Origin of the sequence: Helicobacter pylori (assembly GCF_006440215.1) — a bacterium.
In the GTDB taxonomy this organism is placed as follows: domain Bacteria; phylum Campylobacterota; class Campylobacteria; order Campylobacterales; family Helicobacteraceae; genus Helicobacter; species Helicobacter pylori_CS.
Genome location: NZ_VEZH01000017.1, coordinates 1 through 24,681, shown reverse-complemented (window position 1 = coordinate 24,681; position 24,681 = coordinate 1). Strand labels below are relative to the sequence as shown.

Sequence of the window (24,681 nt, the reverse complement as noted above, 5' to 3'; positions counted from 1 at the left end):
TCTCTGTTATAGTGTGTATGGTTTTGAAATATCCTACCAATCAAAGATTAACACATACCAAGGCATGTGCGATGGTTTGGGTTTAGTCTCTTTTTCTAAAGTCTCATCTATCCTTTCTAAATAGCGTTTCACGCCCTCGGGCTTGTGGCGTTTTTTATAAACATTCGCGATCGCGCGATTGAGCTCATTTTGCCCTAAAATGAATTTGATTTGCATGTATTCTACATAGGGGCGGTAACGGCTGTTAGGGTATTTTTCTATAAATTCGCCTAAACTCACAATAGAATTAGAGATAAATTCCTGGTCTTTAGAATGGTTTTTGAAAGCGTAATAATGCGATTGCAATTTTAAAAAGGTCAAATAATCCACATTGTCTTTCGTCCCAAAGCGCTTGATGTATTCATCAAAGTAAAAAGACGCCAAAACATACTCTCTCTTTTTCATGTGCGCTTGCCCTAAAGCCAGCATCGCTTCTGGGACAAGGGGGGAATTGATGTGTTCGCTTTGTAAAGAAGAATAGTAATTGTCCGCTGTTTCTAAATTGGCAAAAAGGATTTCTCTCAAAATCCCTTGATACCAAAAGATCGCCGGTTTGTTGTATTCGTCTTTTTTTTTCTTTTTGTTCGCGCAACCGGTGCCTATAACAATAATCGCCATTGTGATAAAAAGGAAAGTTTTAAAATGTTTTAAACGCATGCCACCCGTCTTATAAAGTTAAATTTTTGAATAACTCATGGTTATTTTTTCTTATCTTTCTTATTCCCACCGAATAATGTCAGCACCATTTCTCCAATCAAGCACACCGCACCAAAAACGTTCCACCCAATGCTGTAATGAGATTTACTAGAATTATTTTTCTTGATTTGTGATTTTATTTTACTCATTTTTTCACTCCTTGTTATATTTTATAATTGTTCAGTTAAACTTCCATCATGGTTAAGTTATTGGGATTATACCCAAAACTAGCAAAAATTGATTTTACCAAAATTGTTTGATATAATACAGAGTTTTTAGTTTAGAAATCATTGAGCGCTGGTTTTAAGGCGGTCTTTTATTCTTTAAGGAGAAGATTTTGTGCTTTTTTAAAGGGAATGCAATCGCCTATGATTTTTGATGTGAAAGCACCTATCTTAGGGTTTGAAACCATTCATAAAATGCGTTTGCAAAAGATTGATGAAATCTTTTTGCGTTTGAATAGCGCCGAAGATAATTCCGTGGTGTCTTTCACGCTAGTTAATCCCTTTGCTTTAAGAAAATACGAATTTGAAGTGCCTACCCCCTTAAAAATCCTTTTAGAATTAGAGGGAGCAAAGAGCGTTCTAGTCGCTAATATCATGGTCGTTCAAACCCCCATTGAGCTTTCCACCGTGAATTATTTAGCCCCTTTAATTTTCAATTTGGACAAACAGCTCATGGGGCAAGTGGTTTTGGATTCTAGCAAATACCCACACTATCATTTAAGAGAGAATATTCTGAGCCACACGCATGAATGATGCATGAGTGGTGCAGAATGGCGTCTATATAAAGCGTTTCTTTAAGTTTATGGCGCGATGCATCGGTGTTTTTGCAAATACAAGCGAGCGGTTTTCTTATGGTATAATAGCGGTTATTTTTTAGAATAACCAACGCTAAAAATAGCGCTTTAATTGAATCCAAAACAAGGAGTTTATTTTATGGAACAAAGCCATCAAAACTTACAATCCCAATTTTTTATAGAGCATATCTTACAGATTTTACCTCACCGCTATCCCATGCTCTTAGTGGATAGAATTATAGAGTTACAAGCCAATAAAAAAATTGCCGCTTATAAGAATATCACTTTTAATGAAGATGTGTTTAACGGGCATTTCCCTAATAAGCCCATTTTCCCGGGCGTTTTAATTGTAGAGGGCATGGCGCAAACGGGAGGGTTTTTAGCCTTCACTAGCTTGTGGGGGTTTGACCCTGAAATCGCCAAAACAAAAATCGTGTATTTCATGACGATTGACAAGGTTAAATTCCGCATTCCTGTAACCCCAGGCGACAGATTAGAATACCATTTAGAAGTCTTAAAGCATAAAGGCATGATCTGGCAAGTGGGTGGCACGGCTCAAGTGGATGGCAAAGTGGTCGCTGAAGCCGAATTGAAAGCCATGATCGCAGAGAGAGATTAAAAAATGAGTAAGATTGCAAAAACAGCCATCATCTCTCCTAAAGCAGAGATTAATAAGGGCGTAGAGATTGGGGAATTTTGCGTGATTGGGGATGGCGTCAAACTAGATGAAGGCGTGAAACTCCATAACAATGTAACCTTACAAGGGCATACTTTCATCGGGAAAAACACCGAAATTTTCCCTTTTGCCGTGCTAGGCACACAGCCTCAAGATTTAAAATATAAGGGCGAATACAGCGAACTGATTATTGGAGAAGGCAACCTTATTCGTGAATTTTGCATGATAAATCCCGGCACTGAAGGGGGGATTAAAAAAACCATTATTGGGGATAAAAACCTGCTCATGGCTTATGTGCATGTCGCTCATGATTGCGTGATTGGCAGTCATTGTATTTTGGCTAATGGCGTAACTTTAGCAGGGCATATTGAAATAGGCGATTATGTCAATATTGGCGGTCTTACCGCGATCCATCAGTTTGTGCGTATCGCTAAAGGGTGCATGATAGCCGGTAAGAGCGCTTTAGGCAAAGATGTGCCGCCTTATTGCACCGTAGAGGGCAATCGCGCTTTTATTAGGGGGTTAAACCGCCACCGGATGCGCCAATTACTAGAGAGTAAGGATATTGATTTCATCCATGTGCTTTATAAAAGGTTGTTTAGCCCTGTCCCCTCTTTAAGAGAGAGCGCTAAATTAGAATTAGAAGAGCATGCCAATAACCCTTTTGTGAAAGAGATTTGCTCTTTTATTTTAGAGAGTTCTAGGGGCGTGGCGTATAAGTCAAGCGAATATTCTAGCGAAGAAAAACAAGAGGAATAACATGAACGAAACGCTTTATTGCAGTTTTTGCAAAAAACCAGAATCAAGAGATCCCAAAAAACGCCGCATTATTTTTGCGAGCAACCTGAATAAAGATGTGTGCGTGTGCGAATATTGTATAGATGTGATGCATGGGGAATTGCACAAATACGACAATTCTTTATTGGCGCTCAAAAGAGACCGATTGAGGCGAATGGAATCCAGCACTTATGAAGAAGAGTTTTTACTCTCTCATATTCCAGCCCCTAAAGAGCTTAAGGCGGTTTTAGACAATTATGTGATAGGGCAAGAGCAGGCCAAAAAGGTTTTTTCCGTAGCCGTGTATAATCATTACAAGCGCTTATCTTTTAAAGAAAAACTCAAAAAACAAGACAACCAAGACAGCAATGTGGAGTTGGAGCATTTAGAAGAAGTGGAGTTGAGCAAGTCTAATATTTTACTGATCGGCCCTACAGGATCAGGCAAAACTTTAATGGCGCAAACTCTAGCCAAGCATTTGGATATTCCTATCGCCATTAGCGATGCGACCAGCTTGACTGAAGCGGGTTATGTGGGCGAAGATGTGGAAAATATCCTTACAAGATTGTTGCAAGCGAGCGATTGGAACGTTCAAAAAGCCCAAAAAGGCATTGTGTTTATTGATGAGATTGATAAAATCAGCCGTTTGTCAGAAAACCGCTCTATCACTAGAGATGTTTCTGGCGAGGGCGTTCAACAAGCGTTGTTAAAAATCATTGAAGGCTCTTTAGTGAATATCCCCCCCAAAGGCGGCAGAAAGCACCCTGAGGGCAATTTCATTCAAATTGACACGAGCGATATTTTATTCATTTGCGCCGGAGCGTTTGACGGGCTAGCGGAAATCATTAAAAAACGCACCACGCAAAATGTGTTGGGTTTCACTCAAGAAAAGATGAGCAAAAAAGAGCAAGAAGCGATCTTGCATTTAGTCCAAACTCATGACTTGGTTACTTATGGGCTTATCCCTGAGCTGATTGGCCGTTTGCCGGTTTTAAGCACGCTAGATAGTATCAGTTTAGAAGCGATGGTGGATATTTTACAAAAACCTAAAAACGCCCTAATCAAGCAATACCAGCAACTTTTCAAAATGGATGAGGTGGATTTGATTTTTGAAGAAGAAGCGATTAAAGAAATCGCTAGACTCGCTTTAGAGCGAAAAACCGGGGCTAGGGGCCTAAGGGCAATCATTGAAGATTTTTGTTTGGATATTATGTTTGATTTACCCAAGCTTAAAGGATCGGAAGTGCGTATCACCAAAGATTGTGTTTTAAAACAAGCTGAACCTTTGATCATTGCTAAAACGCATTCTAAAATGCTTCCTTAAAAAATACGCTTATAAATTTAATGATAAAGGATTAGAAAGGGCATGATTTTTAGCAAATTGATCGGTTTGTTTTCGCATGATATTGCCATAGATTTAGGCACGGCTAACACGATCGTGTTAGTCAAAGGGCAGGGCATTATTATCAATGAGCCTTCTATTGTGGCGGTGCGCATGGGATTGTTTGATTCTAAAGCTTATGATATTTTGGCAGTGGGGAGTGAGGCTAAAGAAATGCTAGGCAAAACCCCTAACAGCATCAGAGCGATTCGCCCCATGAAAGATGGCGTGATTGCCGATTATGACATTACCGCTAAAATGATTCGCTACTTTATTGAAAAAGCGCACAAACGAAAGACATGGATTCGCCCGCGCATCATGGTGTGCGTGCCTTATGGATTGACAAGCGTGGAAAGGAATGCGGTTAAAGAGAGCGCCTTAAGCGCGGGGGCTAGAGAAGTCTTTTTGATTGAAGAGCCTATGGCAGCCGCGATTGGAGCAGGCTTGCCGGTGAAAGAGCCTCAAGGGAGTTTGATCGTGGATATTGGTGGTGGCACGACTGAAATTGGCGTGATCAGTCTTGGGGGGCTAGTCATTTCTAAAAGCATTAGAGTGGCTGGGGATAAATTGGATCAAAGCATCGTGGAATATATCCGTAAGAAATTCAATCTGTTGATAGGGGAGCGCACCGGCGAAGAGATTAAGATTGAAATCGGTTGCGCGATCAAATTGGATCCGCCTCTTACCATGGAAGTGTCAGGGAGGGATCAAGTGAGCGGGTTGTTGCACACGATTGAATTGAGTTCTGATGATGTGTTTGAAGCCATTAAAGATCAGGTGAGAGAAATCTCTAGTGCTTTAAGGAGCGTGCTTGAAGAAGTGAAGCCGGATTTGGCTAAAGACATTGTGCAAAATGGCGTGGTGCTTACCGGCGGTGGGGCTTTGATTAAAGGCTTAGACAAGTATTTAAGCGATATGGTTAAACTCCCTGTGTATGTGGGCGATGAGCCTTTATTGGCGGTAGCCAAAGGCACAGGAGAAGCCATACAAGATTTGGATTTACTCAGCCGTGTGGGTTTTAGCGAATAATGCATGCGTTTTTATTTTAAATTCCTTTGGCTTTTAGGGATTTTTCTTATTTTTTATTTTTTAGACATTAAAGGCAGTTCTTCTTATATCAGCGACCGGATTAAAAACGCCTTGATGAGCGCTAAAAACAGCTTATTGGACAACATTCAAGCGTATTTTTTTCAAGCCCAAAACATTAAGGAATTTCAAAAAGAACGCTTGATTTTAGAAGCTTTAAAACTAGAAAACGCCGATTTGAAAGAGCGTTTGAATAGTGTTTATCCTTTAGAAAATCCAAAAATGACTTATACCCCCACTTTTATGACTTCATTCATCAGTTTAGAAGACACGCACAGCGTCTCTCTCAACCCTATTGTAAATTTAGAAGAAAATAAGATTTATGGCCTTGTCTCTCACAACCAAGCTATAGGCATTGCGGTGCTAGAAAAAGGGCGCTTGAATGGGTTTTTGAACGCTCACAAGCGGTGCGCTTATAGCGTGATGATAGGCAAAAATCAAGTGTTAGGCTTCATAGGATCTAATTTTAGGCAAGAATTAGTCGTGGATTTTATTGTCCCTAGTGCTAAAATTAACATAGGCGATCAAGTGCTAACAAGCGGGCTAGATGGGATTTTTGGAGCGGGGGTGTTTGTGGGCGAAGTTTCAAGCATTGAAGATCATTACACTTATAAAAGCGCAGTGTTGAAAAACGCTTTTTTAAGCGACGCCAAACTTTTAAGGCATGTGTTTTTAAGCGATGTGAAAAACTAGCGTTATATTCAAGGCTGATTGAAGCGGATCTTTTAACCCCTTTCAATAAGTTTAGGCTATCAAGGTCAGAAAAAAATCTTCTAGTTTCCCTTTTTCAATCCAAAGATCCCTATAACGCTCCCCCACATCATCCTTATTTCCATAAAATTTTAAAACCACTTTGATTTTGAAATTTGGATCGTCTTTAGGGTTAAAAATTTTATCTTTAAAAAGTTGATACGCATCTGCCTTATGTTCGTAATCAGTGTGTTTGCTCCCTTTAGGATCAATGAAGCAAATGATCTGCGTGCCGCCTTTTTCTAGCCAAAAGATAAAATCAGGGAAAAAGCGCCTTTCTGTAGCGTTGTCTATATAGGGAATAAACAAATTGTCTAAATGCTCATCAATCTTGCTGAACGCCCAAAAATCATAGTTTTCTTGAAGCGTTTCTGTAATCTTTAACAACTCTTCTAAAAAATCGCTCTCGCTCTTTACTTTAACCACATGCTTAAGCCAATCGCAGTTTTTGGCTTTAATTAAAGGGGTGTAGTAATGCTCTTTGAGTTTTAGCAGCTCGGCACCATCAACTTTAAAGGTTTTGTTTTGTTTGTGTTTTTCTGTATCATAAGGATCGATCTCGCCTTGCGCGATTTTTGTTCTTAAAGTTTCTTTATCCAAAGGCGCATACTCTTTCACTTCTTGGATGGTTTGAATCAATTTTTCTTTTTTATCCGCCCTAACTTTAACCCTTTTAAAATGCACGATTTTCTCATTATCTAGGGCGTTAAACTCGTCTTTAGGCACTTTTTGATTGGGGTATAGCTTGCCTTTAATTTCAGAAATCATGTAATCTAAATCTTTATAATGCCAAGTTGATACCTTTTTAAAATGCGCTGTTTGTATCATTTCTTTTAACAGCGTGTAATCTTTAGGGCTATAAATTTCATGCTTTAAAATAAAATGCTTTTCACTCATTAAATGAAAATACTCTTTTAAATCCTTAAAATTTTCTCCGCTCATTTTAAACGAAGTGCTTTGAGAAATTTTAAGAGCGTTGGTTTGTTCTTTTCGGTAGCAAGGCACGAATAATGCGTGTTCTATGCGCGTTTTTTCTAATTTGATTTCACGCCAAGACCCTCTATTCTCACCCTTATTTTCGCTCTCTTTTTGGAACTTTAAAATCGCTTCAAGGCTTGCATGGTTGGTGGGTATCACAAAAAGCGTTTCCAACATTGCAGCGTTTGGTTTCAAGTCTTTTTTAATGGCCTCATCTATGTCTAAATACGCTAACCTTTGGCGTTGGTTTTTGACGCTTTCAATCCTTACGCCCCTGCCAAAAGATTGTTTCACAAACTTTTTAGCGTCATCATCAAGCCCTATATTGAGAAATAAAATCACGCTAGGCCTTGTGCTGTCCCACCCGGTTTCAAAAGTGCGGGACCCCACTAAGATATTGATACTGCTCTTATCAATCTGGCTGAAATAGCTCTCTTCTTTAAAGTTTAAATTCTTGCTCACCACCTTCACGCTCTTTAATTTTTCATAAATCCATTCGGTAATATCGCCTATTTTAATCAAGCAAAAGACTTTATCGCTGGTGTTGAGCTTGAAAGCGATTTCTTGGTTGTTTTTGGGGTTAATAATCACTTCAATATGCCCGCTGTTGGCATAAAAAACTTCTTCTTTTAAGCCTTTAAAATCCATGCTTTTTAAACCCTCTTTAAAAACCTTAACCTTATAGTCTTTATCTTTGTTGTCGCTAAAAAGAAATTCCGGATTCTTTAATTCCTCTAATAAATCCTCTTTAGCCTTTAAAAAATCGCTTCCATCATCATTTTCAATCACGCGCGCTAAAGTTTTAAAAAAGATTTCCGCATCGCTGTTTTTTACATTCACAGAATGCGTGAACACAAGCATTAAAGGGTCGTGAAAATAGCCTTCTGTTTTATAGCGTTTTTGCATGCCTAAAAGCAATAACGCCTTTAAAAGAGCGATCTCTTTTTCCCTATCGTTTAAATCTTTTAATTCTTTAAAAGCGATTAAATTGTTTTTCTTCAATAAAACAGACTCTTTGCCATAGCCAAGCTTCACCCACTCGCCCACGCTTAAATTATACACCGCAGTGATGAGATCGCTCTCTTCGGTGAAAGTGGCGCTGAAATTGAATAAAAACCCTTTTAAAGACAGCAGGCTAAAAATCGCTTGTCTTTTGCTTTCAGACTTGTTCCCCTTATGCGCTTCATCTAAAATCACATAATTTTCCCCATTATCCCAATAATCCTTATAATTTAAAAGGTTTTCCTTGCTTTCTTCATCATTCATCAAATCTGCGCGGTAATAAAAAAGAGCGATTTTTTCTATGAAAAAATCTTTTGGAGCGTGATGGAAATCTTTATTGGTAACGCTTTTAAGGTTTTTGAAATCAATTTGTTTAAAATAGTCCTTACCCCGGTTGTATTTTTCAATTTCTTTTTCAAATTGCTTGATCAAATTTTCATTGGCGCTAAAAAACATGATATTTTTCTTAGGGATTAACCCATTTCTTATAGCCACGCTTAAAAGCTCTACCAGTTTGATAATGACAATCGTTTTACCGCTCCCTGTGGCCATGTAAAAGGCTAAGCGGTTGATAAAATTTTCAAAGCTCACGCAATGATTTTCCACCTTAAAATGGCTCTTTAATAAAGGATTGAGTTTCTTTTTAGCGAAATCGCAATTAGCGAACGAATAATGCTTTTGATAAAACGCGTAAAATTCTTTTTTACTCCCTTTGAAATCTTTAAAATAAGCGACAAGCATTCTAAAAGCGTTGATTAAAGCTTGCTGTTGGTAATCTAAAAGCTCCTTATTGCTATCAAAGCTTTTAAAGTCTAACATCTCTAATGGCTCGTTAATCTCGTTAGTGTTCAATTCATCTTCAGCGAGTTTTTGAGCGACAAAAATTTCATTATCGGTGGTTAAATCTTTTTTCTTTGCCATGATTTTTCCTTACCAAATGAGCGCTTCTTTTAAGGCTTTTAAGATCTCTACTTCTTTATCATTCCCTTTAAATTTCACCACCTTTTCATTAAAAAACTCCACTCCAACCCCCCATAAATTTTCTAAAGTCTCTTTAACATCCACGCCCATTTTTTCTAGCGCATCTAAATTGAGCGTGTAAGAATGTTCTTTACGCTCCACTAAATCGCTGTATTGTTCATCATAAGCTAGGGGTTTGTCGTTGTCTTCATACTTGATTTTTCTTAAAATCTCTTCATAGCTTTCTAACGCATAAACTTTGATTGCCCCACCTCCATTAAATTCTTTAGCCGCACCGCTTTTAAAACCGCCTACAACCTTTTTAAGCCTGGGTAAAATCACGCTCTCAAAATGCTCCCCCATTTCAATACCGATATACTTTCTCTTAAGCTTGTGCGCCACCGCGCAAGTCGTCCCGCTCCCGGCAAAAAAGTCTAACACGAGATCGTTTTCTTGGGTAGAAATTTCTAAAATTCTTGAAATTAGGGCTTCGGGTTTGGGGGTGTCAAAAAGGGCTTGCCCTTCAAAAAGCTCTTTGATTTCTCTTTTAGCGTCTTGAGTGTGTCCTACTTCTGTATATTTCCATATTGTTAAAGGTGTTGCACCTTGCTTGACTTCACTTAAAAAGCGTTTATAGCATGGCACACCTCTACCGCTTGTAGGGAAAAAGATACGATTATCAGCGATCAATTCTTGTAATTTCTCTTGTGAAAAACGCCATGAATAACCATGCGGAGGGTATATTTCTTGCTCGGTGTAGGGGTTAAAAATAGGATAAATATTACGCTCAACAGTCGGTCCAACTGATAAATCGGAGGACTTCCACACGCCCCTTTCATCGTTATCTAAATTTTTATAGCGTGCGTCCATCTCGCTTGTGCGTGGTAATAAAATAGGTCGCCAAATTTCTTTATCTTTAGCATATAGTAAAATAAAATCGTGGTTATCAGAGAACCATTTCGTATGATTTTGTGGAGAATACTTTTTTTCCCAAATAATACTCGCTACAAAGTTATCACCCCCCCCTCATTAAAGACTTCGTCCATGAGCGCTTTTAAATAAGCCTGTTCATTGTCATCAATGCTCACAAACATTACGCCCTTATCGTTTAAAAGCTTGCGTGCAAGCTCTAAGCGGTTGTCCATCATAGAGAGCCAGCTAGAGCGCTTGAAATTATCCGCATAAACAAATTCATTATTTTGCGTGTTATAAGGCGGATCAATATAAATGCAATCAATGGTTTCTTTATAGCGGTTTTTAAGGGAGTTTAGGGCTTGGTAGTTTTCGCTTTTAATGAGCGTGCCGTTGATTTCATCTTCACTGAATAAGTTTTTAATCTCTTCTTCTAAATCTTTAAAATAGAGAGTGTCTAGGGGCAAAAACTCATTTTCTAAAAGATTGTCTGTGGTTTTTAAATTCAAGTCTTGCCATTCTTTAACTTGTTTGGGGTAGTTTTTGTGGTTTGTGATTTTGTTCAAATCGTAGTTTTTAGCTTTTAATTGATCTAGGCTTACAATGAAATGCGAGTTCAATACAAAGCGCGGTTTGTTCCAAATCTTACAAAGTTCGTTTTCAAATTCGCTCACCAATGAAATCACTTGCAACGCCACTTCCTTAATAGTGTTGATTTCATTAAGGCGTTTAGCGTCAAATTCAGTCATTTCTTTAAAAAGGTATTCAAACGAATACAAATCCAATTGCTCTTTTAAAAACCCTAGCGCGTTTTTATGGATGAAATAATCCATATTGCCTTGTTTTTTGAATTTTGCAAACGCTTTTTTTAATATTTCTTCATCAAGTTTGATGCCTTGATTAGAGCATTCTTTTAAAATCTCATGGATATTAGTAACCCTTCCATTGCTTGAGAGAGTAACGCTAAAATTTAGGGTGTTAGTTTTTGCGTCTGTATCTTTTAGAGTAAAGACTAAATCTATTTTTTCATTATTCTTTTTACTTTCTAAGGAAGAAGTGTCAAAATTAAAAATAATGTTTTCTAATTCAAAGCAAAAATCCTTATAAATCGTTTCGCTTTTCACGTAATAAAGATCTTTAGTTTTATAAAATAAGGCGGTGTCTTTTTTAAGGGAGCATTTTTCATAACCGCTTTTAGTATAAAGGCTATCGTAAAGGGGCGTGTCGTTGAAATAAATCCCTCCATTAGCGCTCAAATAACGCTTGAAAAAGCTATAGAGCTTGTCAAACAATTCTTCTTTGAGATCGTTGTTGTTTTGGCATTTCAAATTAATGAGTTTTTCTAATTCTTGTTTTTTGCTTTGATAATACTTGCTTTTAGCTTTCAATAGATTGATTATGCCATTTTTTACCGCTCTAGGGGTAGGATCTAAAAGGCTTTCTTGCTCATCTTCAATCTTAACGCCTATAAAAAGGTTTTCTAAAACTTCATAAAATTGCGCTTCGTTCGTCTTCATTATAACGCTCCTTAAAAAACATAAAAAAGTATTATAACAAAGTCCACCCATTAAGCGCTACAATACCCCCATGCAAAAAAAGATTTTTTTACTAGAAGACGATTACCTTTTAAGCGAGAGCGTTAGGGAGTTTTTAGAGCATTTAGGCTATGAAGTGTTTTGCGCTTTTAACGGGAAAGAAGCTTATGAAAGGCTCTCTGTTGAGCGCTTCAACCTCTTGCTTTTAGACGTGCAAGTGCCTGAAATAAATAGCTTGGAATTGTTCAAGCGCATCAAAAACGATTTTTTAATCTCTACGCCTGTGATTTTCATCACCGCATTACAGGATAGCGCTACCTTAAAAAACGCTTTTAATTTAGGAGCGAGCGATTATTTGAAAAAGCCTTTTGATTTAGACGAATTAGAAGCGCGCATTAAAAGGTTTTTCAATGATGATCCCATAGAAATCATGCCTAACATTTTTTATCACCAACACTCTTTGAATATTAAAGGGAAAAAGGAAGTCCTAGCGCCCAAAACCGCCCGACTTTTAGAATACTTTTTAGAGCATAAAGGGCAAATCATTAGCTCTCAAGCGTTAGAGAATAACTTATGGGAGCAGGCTATTGATGATTCCACCTTGCGCACTTACATTAAGGTGTTGCGCAAGCTTTTAGGTAAAGATTGCATAGAAACGCATAAGGGGGTGGGCTATCGCTTTAACCCACTATGAAAAAAAATCCCTCAAACTCTTTTTAGGGACTTATTTGGGCTCTTCGTTTGTGTTGATGCTGGTGATTAGCGTTTTAGCGTTTAACTATGAAAAAAACGAAAAAATCAAAATGATACGCATGGACATGGACAAAATGGCTTCCAAGATCGCTAGCGAAGTGGTTGCTTTGCACATGCAAACGCATGGGGATTATCAAAACGCTTTAAACGCTCTGATTTCACGCTATAAAGACGCTTCCATAGCCCTTTTTGATAGCAAGAAGCGCGTTTTGTATTCTAATATCCCTGAAAGCGCCAATTTGATTAAAAGCCATAAAGAAGCGGGCTTTTTTAGTTTCAAAGGGGAGTATTACCTGTTTAGCGATGAAACTTTCGCTCACTTAGGCGTGGCTAAAATGCTTTTTAAAAATTCTAAACCCCTTCATTTTTCTTCTTTGTATCGTAATATTGTTTTAGTGTTTGTCGTAGCGTTTTTATGCGTGATAGGGGTTTCTGTGTTTTTGGGGCGTTTGTTTTTAAAGCCTATTAGGAATGAAATCACCCGCATTGATCACTTTTTAAAAAACACCACGCATGAATTAAATACCCCCATGAGCGCTTTAGTCTTGTCTTTAAAAACCTTAGAAGACAACCAACAACACCGCCGCATTAAAATCGCTATCCAGCGCATGAGTTTTTTATACCGCTCGCTCTCGTATTTAGTGATGCAAGATATTGAGCGCGAAACCCCCATGCTTTTAGATTTAAAAGCCCTAATTGCCAAAGAAAACACGCTTTTTAGCGAGATGATAGACTACCACAAGCTGGAATTTAAAAGCGATTTAGCGGGAGTGGAATTTAAGGCTAAAGAGCAGGATTTCATTTCGCTTTATAGTAATTTGCTCATGAATGCGATTAAATACAGCGTCATGCATGGGTATATCCACATAGAGCTAACGCATGCGTTTTTGAAAGTGAAAAATTTAGGGTATGAAATCCCTAAAGACAAGATCGCAGAATTGAGCGTTCGTTATGCGCGTTTCAATTCTAGCGTGTTGGGTTATGGTATAGGGTTGGATTTAGTGAAAAAAGTGTGCGAAAAGTATAAAATGCGTTTAGAAATTCATAGCGAACCCTCTTCAAAAGGATCGTTTTATGAAAATTCGTTTTGCGTTCAATTTCAAGGATAAAGATGCTTTCAGTGTATGAAAAAGTGAATGCCCTAGACAAAAGGGCGATTGAAGAATTGTTTTTAAGCCAAGACATTTTAATGGAAAACGCCGCTATGGCTTTAGAAAGGGCGGTTTTACAAAACGCTTCTTTAGGCGCTAAAGTCATTATCCTTTGTGGGAGCGGGGATAATGGAGGCGATGGCTATGCGTTAGCCAGGCGTTTAGTGGGGCGTTTTAAAATGCTGGTCTTTGAAATGAAACCAGCCAAAAGCCCCATGTGCCAATTGCAAAAAGAAAGGGCTAAAAAAGTAGGGGTAGTCATCAAAGCATACGAAGAAAACGCCCTTAATCAAAATTTAGAATGCGATGTATTAATAGATTGCGTGGTAGGGAGCGCTTTTAAGGGCGGATTGGAGCCGTTTTTAAATTTTGAAAGCCTTTCTCAAAAAGCGCGCTTTAAAATCGCTTGCGATATTCCTAGCGGGATAAATTCTAAAGGCAGGGTGGATAAGGGAGCGTTTAAAGCGGATATGACTATCAGCATGGGCGCTATCAAATCATGCTTATTGAGCGATAGGGCTAAAGACTATGTAGGGGAATTGAAAGTGGGGCATTTAGGGGTTTTTAATCAAATTTATGAGATCCCAACAGACACTTTTTTATTGGAAAAAAGCGATTTGAAACTGCCCTTAAGGGATAAAAAAAACGCTCATAAAGGCGATTATGGGCATGCACACATTCTTTTAGGCAAGCATAGTGGGGCTGGATTATTGAGCGCTTTAAGCGCGTTAAACTTTGGGTCTGGAGTGGTGAGCGTTCAAGCGTTAGAATGCGAGATAACTTCCAGTAACAAGCCTTTAGAATTGGTTTTTTGTGAAAATTTCCCTAACCCGTTAAGCGCGTTCGCTCTTGGCATGGGGTTAGAGGGTTTCCCAAAGGATTTTAACAAGTGGCTTGAATTAGCCCCATGCGTTTTAGATGCGGGTGTTTTTTATCATAAAGAGGTGTTACAAGCATTAGAAAAAGAAGTCGTTTTAACCCCTCACCCTAAAGAGTTTTTATCGTTATTAAAATTAGTGGGGATCCATATAAGCATGCTAGAATTATTAGACAATAAACTAGAAATCGCAAGGGATTTTTCTCAAAAATACCCCAAAGTGGTTTTGCTTTTAAAAGGGGCTAATACCCTAATCGCTCATCAAGGGCGGGTTTTTATCAACATTTTAGGGAGCGTGGCTTTAGCCAAAGCAGGCAGTGGCGATGTGTTAGCGGGGCTTATTTTAAGCTTGCTTTCTCAAAATTACACGCCTTTAGACGCTGCTATTAACGCAAGTTTGGCGCACGCTATAGCGAGCTTAGAATTTAAGAATAATTACGCTTTAACGCCCCTAGATTTGATAGAAAAGATCAAACGATTATAAAAGGATAAAAATGGATCATTTAAAGCATTTGCAGCAATTGCAAAACATTGAAAGGATCGTGCTTTCAGGCATTGTGTTGGCCAATCATAAGATTGAAGAGGTCCATAGCGTTTTAGAGCCTAGCGATTTTTACTACCCGCCTAACGGCTTGTTTTTTGAAATCGCTTTAAAACTGCATGAAGAAGATTGCCCCATTGATGAGAATTTTATCCGCCAAAAAATGCCCAAAGACAAGCAAATCAAAGAAGAGGATCTAGTCGCTATTTTTGCGGCAAGCCCTATAGATAATATTGAAGCCTATGTGGAAGAGATTAAAAACGCTTCCATCAAACGAAAACTTTTTGGCTTGGCTAACACTATTAGAGAGCAAGCCCTAGAAAGCGCGCAAAAATCCAGCGGTATTTTAGGCGCTGTGGAGCGAGAAGTTTATGCGTTATTGAACGGCAGCACCATAGAGGGCTTTAGGAATATTAAAGAAGTGCTTGAAAGCGCAATGGATCTTATTACAGAAAACCAAAGAAAGGGGAGTTTGGAAGTTACCGGTATACCGACTGGCTTTGTCCAATTGGATAATTATACGAGCGGTTTTAATAAGGGGAGTTTAGTCATTATAGGGGCAAGACCGTCTATGGGTAAAACCAGTTTGATGATGAACATGGTCTTAAGCGCGCTCAATGACGATAGGGGGGTAGCGGTTTTTAGTTTAGAAATGTCTGCGGAGCAACTCGCTTTAAGGGCGTTATCGGATCTCACTTCTATTAACATGCATGATTTAGAAAGCGGGAGGCTTGATGATGATCAATGGGAAAATTTAGCCAAATGCTACGATCACCTTTCTTGCAAAAAACTCTTTTTCTACGATAAAAGTTATGTGAGGATAGAGCAAATCCGCTTGCAACTGCGAAAGCTTAAATCCCAACACAAGGAATTGGGTATCGCTTTTATTGACTATTTGCAGCTCATGTCAGGGAGCAAAGCCACTAAAGAGCGCCATGAGCAAATCGCTGAAATTTCAAGGGAGCTTAAAACTTTAGCCAGGGAATTAGAAATCCCTATCGTAGCGTTAGTGCAACTCAACCGCAGCTTAGAAAACCGAGACGATAAACGGCCCATTCTTTCTGACATTAAAGACAGCGGAGGGATCGAACAAGACGCTGATATTGTTTTATTTTTATATAGAGGCTATATCTATCAAATGAGGGCTGAAGACAACAAAATAGACAAACTCAAAAAAGAAGGCAAAATTGAAGAGGCGCAAGAGCTGCATTTAAAAGTTAATGAAGAAAGGCGTATCCACAAGCAAAATGGCAGTATTGAAGAGGCTGAAATCATTGTCGCTAAAAACAGGAATGGGGCTACAGGAACGGTTTATACGCGCTTTAACGCTCCTTTCACGCGCTATGAAGACATGCCCATAGATTCTCATTTAGAAGAGGGACAAGAAACTAAAGTGGATTATGATATAGTTACAACTTGAAAGACAAAACTTTTCAGGGGGCGTTTGAACTTCTTACGACCCCCAAAGAATACTTGTTGTGTGGGGTTATTTTAAGCCTTTTGTTGGCAATCAATCTTTATTTAGAATACTTGAATTACCAAAAGCTTGATTTTTCAAAACCGACAAGCCTGAACGCTCAAATCCTGTTGCAATACCCTAAAACTAAAGATCAAAAAACCTATTTTGTTTTAAAGCTCCAATCAAAGGGCATGATCTTTTACACCACCATTAAAGAGCCTTTAAAAAACCTCCAATACCGCCACGCGCAATTTTTTGGCAGGATCAAACCTTGCTTTTTCTTAGAGTCTCTCAAATCATGCTTTTTCCAAACTTATTCTTTTTCTTTAACACGAAAACAGGATTTTAAATCGCATTTGCGCCATTTCATTGACAGCGCTCATTCAAACGCTTTAGTAGGCAATTTGTATCGAGCGTTATTTATAGGGGATAGCTTGAATAAAGACTTGAGAGATAGGGCTAACGCGCTAGGGATCAACCACTTATTAGCCATTAGTGGGTTCCATTTAGGGATTTTGAGCGCGAGCGTGTATTTTCTTTTCTCTCTTTTTTATACCCCCTTACAAAAACGCTATTTCCCTTATAGGAACGCTTTTTATGATATAGGGGTTTTGGTGTGGGTTTTTTTGCTAGGGTATTTATTGCTATTAGATTTTTTACCCTCTTTTTTCAGAGCGTTTCTAATGGGCTTATTAGGGTTTTTGGCATGCTTTTTTGGGGTAAGGCTTTTGAGTTTTAAACTTTTGATTTTAGCGTGCTGTATCGCCATAGCGTTACTCCCTAAATTGCTTTTTAGCGTGGGGTTTTTGCTTTCTGTTTGTGGGGTGTGGTATATCTTTTTGTTTTTAAAACACACTCAAATTTTTTTTAAAACCTCTTCTTTTTTGATGCGATCTTTTCAGGTCATAAGCTTAAGCGCGCTGGTGTTTTTGAACATGCTCATTATTGCGCATGCCTTTTTCCCTATGTTTTCGCCCTACCAGCTCTTTAGCATTCCTTTAGGCTTGATTTTTATCGTGTTTTTCCCTTTGAGTTTACTCTTGCATGCTGTGGGTTTGGGGTCTTTGTTGGATCGCCTTTTAAGCATGCCTTTAACAATCCCTACGATTTCAATCCCTTCGCCTTTATGGCTTTTAGGGGCGCATTTATTTTTAACGATTTTAAGCGCGCGTTTTTTTAAGGTTTATTTAAGCATGAACGTTTTGAGCGTGGGCTTTTTCTTGTATTGTTGCTATCAATATATTATAATGCCTAGTTCAATTGTAGGTTAGAAAAGTCATTTTTAGGGATCAAATAATTGCTTAAAAAAATCACACACCAAATCAAAGCTTTAAGCGAATTGGTCGCTTTGGAGCATACGATATTTTCTAGCATGTTTTTACTCATGGCTATGGTCATAAGCTCCTATCAAAAAAATCAAACGCTCTTTTTTGGCTTAGAAACCTTAATCCTTTGTTTTTTAGCCTTATTAGGGGCAAGAAACTTCGCTATGGGATTTAACCGCTTGGTGGATAGAGACATTGATAAGGATAACCCAAGGACGAAAAACCGCCCGAGCGTGGATGGTCGAATCAGCGTTAAGGGCATGGTCATTTTTAGCGTTTCAAACGCTCTTTTGTTCGTGGGGGTGAGCTATTTCATTAACCCTTTAGCTTTCAAGCTCTCGTTCCCTTTTTTAATCGTTTTAGGGGGGTATTCGTATTTCAAGCGCTTTTCTTCTTTGGCGCATTTTATCGTGGGTTTGGCTTTGGGTTTGGCCCCCATTGCGGGAAGCGTGGCGGTTTTAGGGGATATTCCTTTATGGAATGTCTTTTTGGCTTTAGGGGTGATGTTATGGGTGGCTGGGTTTGATTTGCTCTATTCTTTACAGGATATGGAGTTTGATAAAGAAAGGGGATTGTTTTCCATTCCTAGTCAATTAGGGGAAAAGTGGTGCTTGAATCTTTCAAGGCTCTCACATTTTGTGGCGCTGATCTGCTGGCTTTTTTTTGTGAAATGCTATCATGGGGGGCTTTTTGCGTATTTAGGCTTAGGGGTTTCAGCCTTGATTTTACTCTATGAGCAGATCTTAGTGGCCAGAGATTATAAAAACATCCCTAAAGCCTTTTTTGTGAGTAATGGCTATTTGGGGGTGGTGTTTTTTATTTTTATTGTCCTTGATGTGGGGTTTAAGCATGCATGAGTTGGTTTTAAGATCCCAAGCTTTAGGGTTTGAAACGCGCTTAGTCCAATGCGATTTATCGTTTTCTTATGAAAGGTTTATTTCTAAAAGTAAACGCTCTTTAGCGGTATTAGAAGAATTTGATTGGTTAAATTCTGGCTTTGATTTTTCACGCTTGAATGTTGAAAATGACACTCTGGAATTACTCAAAGCGCTGTATTTTAAATTAGAAAAATTAGAGAGCCTGCTTTTAAAAGAAAATTTGCTTGAATTGGAGCAAAAGGATCGCATCACTGCTTTAGGGCATGGACTCATTTGCTTAAAAAAACAAAGCCTGATAGCGCCTCAAACTTATTACGGGCGTTGCGTGTTAGAAGGGAAAATCCTAGCCTTTTTTGGCGTGGCAAGGGATAAAGATTTTTTAGAAATCACTCGCATGCACGCCTTAGACATTAAGCGTTATGATTCTTTCATTGTTGATAGCGAAAGAAAAGGCTTGAAATTATGAACGGGAGCGGTAATGTTATCTTCTAATGATTTGTTTATGGTCGTTTTAGGGGCGATTTTATTGGTGTTGGTGTGCTTGGTGGGGTATTTGTATCTTAAAGAAAAAGAGTTTTACCATAAAATGAGGCGTTTAGAAAAAACCTTAGATGAATCCTATCAAGAAAATTATATCTATTCTAAGCGCTTGAAAGAATTAGAGGGGCGTTTGGAGGGTCTTTCTTTAGAAAAAAGCGCTAAAGAGGATAGCTCATTGAGAACGACCCTTTCGCACCTTTATAACCAGTTGCAAGAAATCCAAAAATCCATGGACAAAGAGCGCGATTATTTAGAAGAAAAAATCATTACTTTAGAAAACAAATTCAAAGACATGGGGCATTATGCCGCTAGCGATGAGATCAACGAAAAACAGGTTTTGAAAATGTATCAAGAAGGTTATAGCGTGGATTCTATTTCTAAAGAATTTAAAGTGAGTAAGGGCGAGGTGGAATTTATACTGAACATGGCAGGGTTAAAATGGTAGCTTTAAGCAACGCTCTTTCAAGGGTTTTTGGCTCTGTGGCTGGTTATAAATTCCCTTCTTTTATCCAAAAAGGCATCAACGCTCTTTATGTTGAGATCTTTAAAATTGATTTGAGCGAGTTTGAGCCTTTAGAAAATTACAAGAGTTTGAACGCTCTTTTCACGCGCTCCTTAAAAAAAGAACGCCCCTTTGACAAATCCCCTAATATTTGCATTGCGCCCTGCGATGCTTTGATCACGGAATGCGCTTTTTTAGATAACGATACCGCTTTACAAATTAAAGGCATGCCCTATAAAGCGCATGAATTAGTGGGCGAAATCAACCCCTTAAGCCCTTCTTTTTTCTACGTGAATTTTTACCTTTCGCCCAAAGATTACCACCACTACCACGCCCCTTGCGATTTAGAAATTTTAGAGGCTCGTTATTTTGCGGGGAAACTACTACCGGTCAATAAGCCCTCATTACACAAAAACAAAAATCTGTTTGTGGGCAATGAACGGGTAGCGCTTGTTGCAAAAGACATTCAAGGCAATCGATTGTATTTTGTAGCGGTGGGGGCGTTAAATGTGGGTAAAATGCGTTTTAATTTTGATAAGAATATCCAAACTAACGCTAAAGCCCGTTTCACGCAAACCTACTCTTATAACCCGCCGATTAAGGTTAAAAAAGGGGATAATTTAGGGAATTTTGAAATGGGCTCTACTATCGTTTTATTCATTCAAAACACCGCTTTTAAAGATTTGAAAGAAAAAAGCGTGAAGTTTGGGGAAAGTATAGGGGAATTTCATGCCAACTGATAACGATTTAAAAACTTCTATTTTGGAATTGTTGTGCGATTTAGACGCGCTTTTAGTGGCTCATTTTTATCAAAAAGATGAGATTGTAGAGTTAGCCCATTATACAGGCGATAGCCTGGAGTTGGCTAAAATCGCAAGCCAAAGCGATAAAAACCTCATCGTGTTTTGCGGGGTGCATTTTATGGGCGAGAGCGTGAAAGCCCTAGCCTTTGACAAACAAGTGATCATGCCCAAACTCTCATGCTGCTCTATGGCGAGGATGATAGATAGCCATTACTACGATAAAAGCGTTCATTTATTAAAAGAATGCGGCGTTAAAGAATTTTACCCTATCACTTATATCAATTCTAACGCTGAAGTGAAAGCCAAAGTCGCTAAAGATGATGGCGTGGTTTGCACGAGCAGGAACGCTTCTAAAATCTTTAATCACGCTTTAAAACAAAATAAAAAAATCTTTTTTTTACCGGATAAATGCTTGGGGGAAAATCTAGCCCTAGAAAATGGCTTAAAAAGCGCGATTTTGGGCGCAAACAGCAAAGAAGAAATTAAAAACGCTGATGTGGTTTGTTATAACGGCTTTTGTTCGGTGCATCAGCTCTTCAAATTAGAAGACATTGAATTTTACCGCCAAAAATACCCGGATATTTTAATCGCTGTCCATCCAGAGTGCGAGCCTAGCGTGGTTTCTAACGCTGATTTTAGCGGATCAACGAGTCAAATCATAGAATTTGTAGAAAAGCTAAGCCCTAATCAAAAAGTCGCCATAGGCACTGAAAGCAATTTGGTTAACCGCTTGAAAGCTAAGCGAAATCATCAAAACACTTTCATTCTTTCTAGCACGCTCGCGCTTTGTCCTACCATGAATGAAACGACTTTAAAAGATTTGTTTGAAGTCTTAAAGGCTTATAAAAACCACAGGGCTTATAATGCGATTGGATTAAAAGATGAGGTGGCGCATTGGGCCAAACTCGCTTTAACTAAAATGATGGAGTTGTCCTAATGGAGATTAAAACCTTTCTAAAACGCGCTTTAAAAGAAGATTTAGGGCATGGGGATTTGTTTGAAAGGGTGTTAGAAAAAGATTTTAAAGCCACAGCGTTTGTTAGGGCTAAACAAGAGGGCGTGTTTTCAGGCGAAAAATACGCTTTAGAGTTGTTAAAAATGACCGGCATTGAATGCGCTCAAACCATTAAAGATAAAGAACGCTTCAAGCCTAAAGACACTTTAATGGAAATTAGGGGGGATTTTAGCATGCTTTTAAAGGTTGAGCGCACCCTTTTAAATCTGTTGCAACACAGCAGCGGGATCGCCACTTTAACGAGCCGTTTTGTAGAAGCTTTAAATTCCCATAAAGTGCGCTTGTTGGATACGAGAAAAACCAGACCCCTTTTAAGGATCTTTGAAAAATATTCCGTGCTTAATGGGGGAGCGAGCAACCACCGCTTAGGGCTAGATGACGCTTTAATGCTTAAAGACACGCATTTAAAGCATGTCAAAGATCTCAAAAGCTTTTTAACGCATGCCAGAAAAAACTTGCCTTTCACGGCTAAAATTGAAATTGAATGCGAAAGCTTTGAAGAGGCCAAAAACGCCATGAATGCGGGAGCGGATATTGTGATGTGCGATAACATGAGCGTTGGAGAAACGAAAGAAATTGCCGCTTATAGAGATGCTCATTATCCCTTTGTCTTACTAGAAGCGAGCGGGAACATTTCACTAGAGAGCATTAGCGCTTACGCCAAAAGCGGCGTGGATGCCATTAGTGTAGGGGCTTTAATCCATCAAGCCACTTTTATTGACATGCACATGAAAATGGCTTAAAAACTTTAAAAAGGGGTTATTGGCATGCTAAAAGAATATTTAGAAAGCATTAAAGATCTTACGCTTGAAAAGAATGAACTCACGCACCGCCATTTTTTACACAACTTGCTTGATAAGTTAAAAAACCATTTCAATAAAGAATTTAAGATTGAACATGAGCCTAAAAGAGATCAAGGAAGCCAGCCTGATTTTCGCGTTTCTTTTCAAGGGCTTAACATCGGCTATATAGAAAATAAAAGAGTAGGGGAAAATCTTAGCCAGCTCTTAAAAAACAAACAAATCCTTAAATATTTAGAATTAAACCCTAACCTCATGCTCACCGATTACCTTAATTTCATGTGGGTAGGGAAAGATGAAAATAACGCCCCTTTCACTAAAAAAGAAATCTCTATCGCTAGCCTTGATGAACTCTCTAAACCCCTAAAACCCAAGCCACAAACCGAGCGCGATTTAATTGAATTGTTCAAAAGCTTTTTCAATCACGAAGCAGCCCCTATCACTAACGCTAAAGATTTCGCAATGCATTTAAGCCCGCGCACCAGGTATTTAAAAGACGCTTTAATCAAATACCAAGAAAAAACGCAAGTTTCTAGCATTTTTAAGAATTTTAAAGAATATCTTTATGAAGAATTGAGCTTTGAAGACTTTAGCGATGCACTCGCTCAAACGCTCACCTACAGCCTTTTTCTAGCCAAGCTCAACCACCCTTTTGAAAAAATTAATTTGGATAATGTGAGGAGTTCCATCCCTAAAAATTTCGCTGTGATCAGAGAAATGGCGGATTTTTTAAAGAAACTTGATGAAATTAAAGAAATCCAATGGCTTTTAAATGAAATTTTAAGCTCGATAAATCATGTTGATATGGATTCTATCCTTAAAGATTTGAATAATGATAAAGACCCTTATTTGCACTTTTATGAAACCTTTTTAAGCGCTTATGACCCTAAATTGCGAGAGAGTAAGGGCGTGTATTACACCCCAGATTCTGTGGTGAAATTCATCATTAACGCTTTGGATAGTTTGCTTAAAACGCATTTCAAAGACGCTCCCTTAGGCTTAAAAAGTGCTTTGGATAACGAAAATATCAAGCTTTTAGATTTTGCCACCGGCACAGGCACCTTTTTATTAGAAGCGTTCAGAAAAGCGCTAGAAATGAGGAAAACAAGCGATGGAGGCATCTCCACTAAAGAGGACAAATACCAAAACCTCTTAAAGCAATTTTATGGGTTTGAATACTTGATCGCTCCTTATGCGATCGCTCATTTGAATCTCAGTCAAGCCTTTAAGGAGGAATTTAAAAAGCCTCTCAAAGAAAACGATGCGCTTAAAATCATTTTAACCAACACCCTCATACAGCCTAGTGAGATCGTTGCTTATCGTGGGCTAAACCCGATTTTTGAAACAGAGCTTAAAAGCGCTCAAGAAATTAAAAAAAATGAAAAGATTCTTATCGTCACCGGTAATCCCCCTTATAGCGGGGCGAGCAGTAATGAGGGTTTGTTTGAATGGGAAGTGAAAGCCACTTACGGCATAGAGCCTGAATTTCAAACCATAGAAGTGGAAAAAAATGTTAAGCTTACCGATAAAATCCAAACGCTTTTAAAAAACATTCAAAAACAAAAAGAAAGCGGCAGTAAAGACGCCCTAAAGAATCTTAAACAACTCTGTTCCAAATACAAACTGCAAAAGGAGAAAAACCCTAAATGGCTCTTAGACGATTACGTGAAATTCATGCGTTTCGCTCAAAACAAGATCGAATCATTAGGGCATGGCCTTTTTGGCTTTATCTCTAACAACGCCTTTTTAGACAACCCCACTTTTAGGGGGTTAAGGCGCTCTCTTTTAGAATGCTACGATGAGCTTTATATCTTAAACTTGCATGGAGGTGTGAGGAAAAAGGAGAAAACCCCACAAGGCGCAAAAGATGAAAATGTTTTCAATATCATGCAAGGGGTGTCCATTAACCTCTTTGTCAAAAAGGTGCAAGCCACCAAGCAAAAAATCTTTTATTATGATGTGTATGGTGAAAGGGCTGAAAAATACGCCTTTTTAGCCCAAAACGATTTGAATAGCATTGAATGGCTTGAGATTGCCCCAAGAGAGCCTTTTTACTTGCTCATACCCCAAGAAACGAGCTTGTTAGATGAATACGAACAAGGGTTTAGCGTTCAGGATATGTTTCAAGTTGGAGGCACCGGTATTTGCTCTAAAAAAGACCATGTCGTTTTCCACAAGGACAAAGAAAGCTTGCTCAAGCTTTTAAAAGATTTTTCAACTTTAGAGCCTAGCGAGTTACGCAGAAAGTATGATATTGGCGATGATAGTAGGGATTGGCGTTTAAACAATGCTATCAAAGAAGTTAAGACTAATATTAAGCGTTTAGAAGAATACATTGTTTCGTGCCAATACCGCCCTTTTGATTATCGTTGGACTTATTACACACCTAATTCAAGGACTTTTTTAGCATATCCTGTATATGATGTTTTTAAGCACATGTTACCCC

The 24,681-nt window shown here is 38.5% G+C and carries 23 protein-coding genes and 1 pseudogene; 18 read left to right on the top strand and 6 right to left on the bottom strand.

Going from position 1 to position 24,681, the window contains the following annotated elements; all coding sequences use genetic code 11:
- Positions 1-33: 33 nt before the first annotated feature.
- Together bamD and FIM44_RS08520 are read right to left on the bottom strand one after the other, a co-directional pair.
- Positions 34-696 (bottom strand): outer membrane protein assembly factor BamD, encoded by a 663-nt coding sequence (gene bamD, locus FIM44_RS07380; RefSeq protein ID WP_001237319.1) that lies wholly within the window; start codon positions 694-696, stop codon positions 34-36.
- Positions 697-737: 41 nt separating this feature from the next.
- Positions 738-884 carry a hypothetical protein gene (locus FIM44_RS08520; protein ID WP_194148720.1) on the bottom strand — a complete coding sequence of 49 codons (147 nt, stop codon included), beginning with the start codon at positions 882-884 and terminating at the stop codon, positions 738-740.
- A gap of 219 nt (positions 885-1,103) precedes the next feature.
- On the opposite strand from FIM44_RS08520, the gene fliW reads away from it, so the two are divergent.
- On the top strand, positions 1,104-1,493 hold the full coding sequence (fliW, locus tag FIM44_RS07375; protein ID WP_140579590.1) for a flagellar assembly protein FliW: 390 nt from the start codon (positions 1,104-1,106) through the stop codon (positions 1,491-1,493).
- Here the strand turns inward: fliW and FIM44_RS08850 are convergent.
- Positions 1,454-1,626: pseudogene (locus tag FIM44_RS08850) on the bottom strand (flavoprotein oxidoreductase). The gene fliW and the pseudogene FIM44_RS08850 sit on opposite strands and share 40 nt — an antisense overlap.
- A gap of 47 nt (positions 1,627-1,673) precedes the next feature.
- Here FIM44_RS08850 and fabZ point away from each other — a divergent pair.
- From fabZ to mreC, 5 genes are read left to right on the top strand one after another with little or no spacing between them, the layout of a single operon-like run.
- Positions 1,674-2,153 (top strand): 3-hydroxyacyl-ACP dehydratase FabZ, encoded by a 480-nt coding sequence (fabZ, locus tag FIM44_RS07365; RefSeq protein ID WP_000438052.1) that lies wholly within the window; start codon positions 1,674-1,676, stop codon positions 2,151-2,153.
- A gap of 3 nt (positions 2,154-2,156) precedes the next feature.
- On the top strand, positions 2,157-2,969 hold the full coding sequence (lpxA, locus tag FIM44_RS07360; RefSeq protein WP_140579585.1) for an acyl-ACP--UDP-N-acetylglucosamine O-acyltransferase: 813 nt from the start codon (positions 2,157-2,159) through the stop codon (positions 2,967-2,969).
- A gap of 1 nt (position 2,970) precedes the next feature.
- Positions 2,971-4,311 carry an ATP-dependent protease ATP-binding subunit ClpX gene (gene clpX, locus FIM44_RS07355; RefSeq protein ID WP_140579584.1) on the top strand — a complete coding sequence of 447 codons (1,341 nt, stop codon included), beginning with the start codon at positions 2,971-2,973 and terminating at the stop codon, positions 4,309-4,311.
- Positions 4,312-4,353: 42 nt separating this feature from the next.
- Positions 4,354-5,397: a rod shape-determining protein gene (locus FIM44_RS07350; RefSeq protein ID WP_000577744.1), complete on the top strand. Its 1,044-nt coding sequence runs from the start codon at positions 4,354-4,356 to the stop codon at positions 5,395-5,397.
- A 3-nt stretch (positions 5,398-5,400) separates the two neighbouring features.
- On the top strand, positions 5,401-6,147 hold the full coding sequence (gene mreC / locus FIM44_RS07345) for a rod shape-determining protein MreC (protein WP_140579583.1): 747 nt from the start codon (positions 5,401-5,403) through the stop codon (positions 6,145-6,147).
- Between the two features lie 51 nt (positions 6,148-6,198).
- On the opposite strand, the gene FIM44_RS07340 is transcribed toward mreC, so the two are convergent.
- From FIM44_RS07340 to FIM44_RS08755, 3 genes are read right to left on the bottom strand one after another with little or no spacing between them, the layout of a single operon-like run.
- The gene (locus tag FIM44_RS07340) at positions 6,199-9,105 is read right to left on the bottom strand and encodes a DEAD/DEAH box helicase family protein (protein ID WP_140579582.1); all 2,907 of its coding nucleotides are present in this window, start codon (positions 9,103-9,105) and stop codon (positions 6,199-6,201) included.
- 9 nt (positions 9,106-9,114) lie between these two features.
- The gene (locus FIM44_RS08760) at positions 9,115-10,140 is read right to left on the bottom strand and encodes a site-specific DNA-methyltransferase (RefSeq protein WP_194148164.1); all 1,026 of its coding nucleotides are present in this window, start codon (positions 10,138-10,140) and stop codon (positions 9,115-9,117) included.
- An 8-nt stretch (positions 10,141-10,148) separates the two neighbouring features.
- A complete protein-coding gene (locus FIM44_RS08755; protein WP_194148719.1) occupies positions 10,149-11,573 on the bottom strand; it encodes a DNA methyltransferase in 1,425 nt (474 codons plus the stop codon).
- Positions 11,574-11,643: 70 nt separating this feature from the next.
- Between FIM44_RS08755 and crdR the strand changes: the two genes are divergently transcribed.
- From crdR to FIM44_RS07275, 12 genes are all read left to right on the top strand, one after another.
- A complete protein-coding gene (crdR, locus tag FIM44_RS07330) occupies positions 11,644-12,285 on the top strand; it encodes a copper response regulator transcription factor CrdR (protein WP_140579581.1) in 642 nt (213 codons plus the stop codon).
- Positions 12,251-13,453: a copper-sensing histidine kinase CrdS gene (gene crdS / locus FIM44_RS07325; protein WP_140579580.1), complete on the top strand. Its 1,203-nt coding sequence runs from the start codon at positions 12,251-12,253 to the stop codon at positions 13,451-13,453. The genes crdR and crdS overlap by 35 nt, the downstream gene beginning before the upstream one ends.
- 2 nt (positions 13,454-13,455) lie before the next feature.
- Complete coding sequence (locus FIM44_RS07320) at positions 13,456-14,856, top strand: NAD(P)H-hydrate dehydratase (protein ID WP_140579579.1); 1,401 nt, start codon at positions 13,456-13,458, stop codon at positions 14,854-14,856.
- Positions 14,857-14,866: 10 nt separating this feature from the next.
- Entirely contained in the window at positions 14,867-16,333 is a 1,467-nt protein-coding gene (locus FIM44_RS07315; protein WP_140579578.1) for a replicative DNA helicase, read from the top strand.
- On the top strand, positions 16,330-17,643 hold the full coding sequence (locus tag FIM44_RS07310) for a ComEC/Rec2 family competence protein (RefSeq protein ID WP_194148718.1): 1,314 nt from the start codon (positions 16,330-16,332) through the stop codon (positions 17,641-17,643). The genes FIM44_RS07315 and FIM44_RS07310 overlap by 4 nt, the downstream gene beginning before the upstream one ends.
- Positions 17,644-17,669: 26 nt before the next feature.
- Positions 17,670-18,554, top strand: a complete 885-nt coding sequence (gene mqnP / locus FIM44_RS07305) for a menaquinone biosynthesis prenyltransferase MqnP (RefSeq protein WP_140579577.1) — start codon at positions 17,670-17,672, stop codon at positions 18,552-18,554.
- Positions 18,547-19,041 carry a hypothetical protein gene (locus FIM44_RS07300; RefSeq protein WP_164501464.1) on the top strand — a complete coding sequence of 165 codons (495 nt, stop codon included), beginning with the start codon at positions 18,547-18,549 and terminating at the stop codon, positions 19,039-19,041. Before mqnP ends, FIM44_RS07300 begins: the two co-directional genes overlap by 8 nt.
- A 12-nt stretch (positions 19,042-19,053) precedes the next feature.
- Positions 19,054-19,560, top strand: coding sequence for a DUF6115 domain-containing protein (locus FIM44_RS07295; RefSeq protein WP_000953107.1), 507 nt, complete (start codon positions 19,054-19,056; stop codon positions 19,558-19,560).
- Positions 19,554-20,357 (top strand): phosphatidylserine decarboxylase, encoded by an 804-nt coding sequence (locus tag FIM44_RS07290; protein ID WP_140579576.1) that lies wholly within the window; start codon positions 19,554-19,556, stop codon positions 20,355-20,357. Before FIM44_RS07295 ends, FIM44_RS07290 begins: the two co-directional genes overlap by 7 nt.
- A complete protein-coding gene (nadA, locus tag FIM44_RS07285) occupies positions 20,347-21,357 on the top strand; it encodes a quinolinate synthase NadA (protein WP_140579575.1) in 1,011 nt (336 codons plus the stop codon). The genes FIM44_RS07290 and nadA overlap by 11 nt, the downstream gene beginning before the upstream one ends.
- Positions 21,357-22,178, top strand: coding sequence for a carboxylating nicotinate-nucleotide diphosphorylase (nadC, locus tag FIM44_RS07280; RefSeq protein WP_140579574.1), 822 nt, complete (start codon positions 21,357-21,359; stop codon positions 22,176-22,178). Before nadA ends, nadC begins: the two co-directional genes overlap by 1 nt.
- 24 nt (positions 22,179-22,202) lie before the next feature.
- Positions 22,203-24,681 (top strand): type ISP restriction/modification enzyme (locus tag FIM44_RS07275; protein ID WP_140579573.1); only part of this gene is annotated, 2,479 nt, incomplete at its 3' end.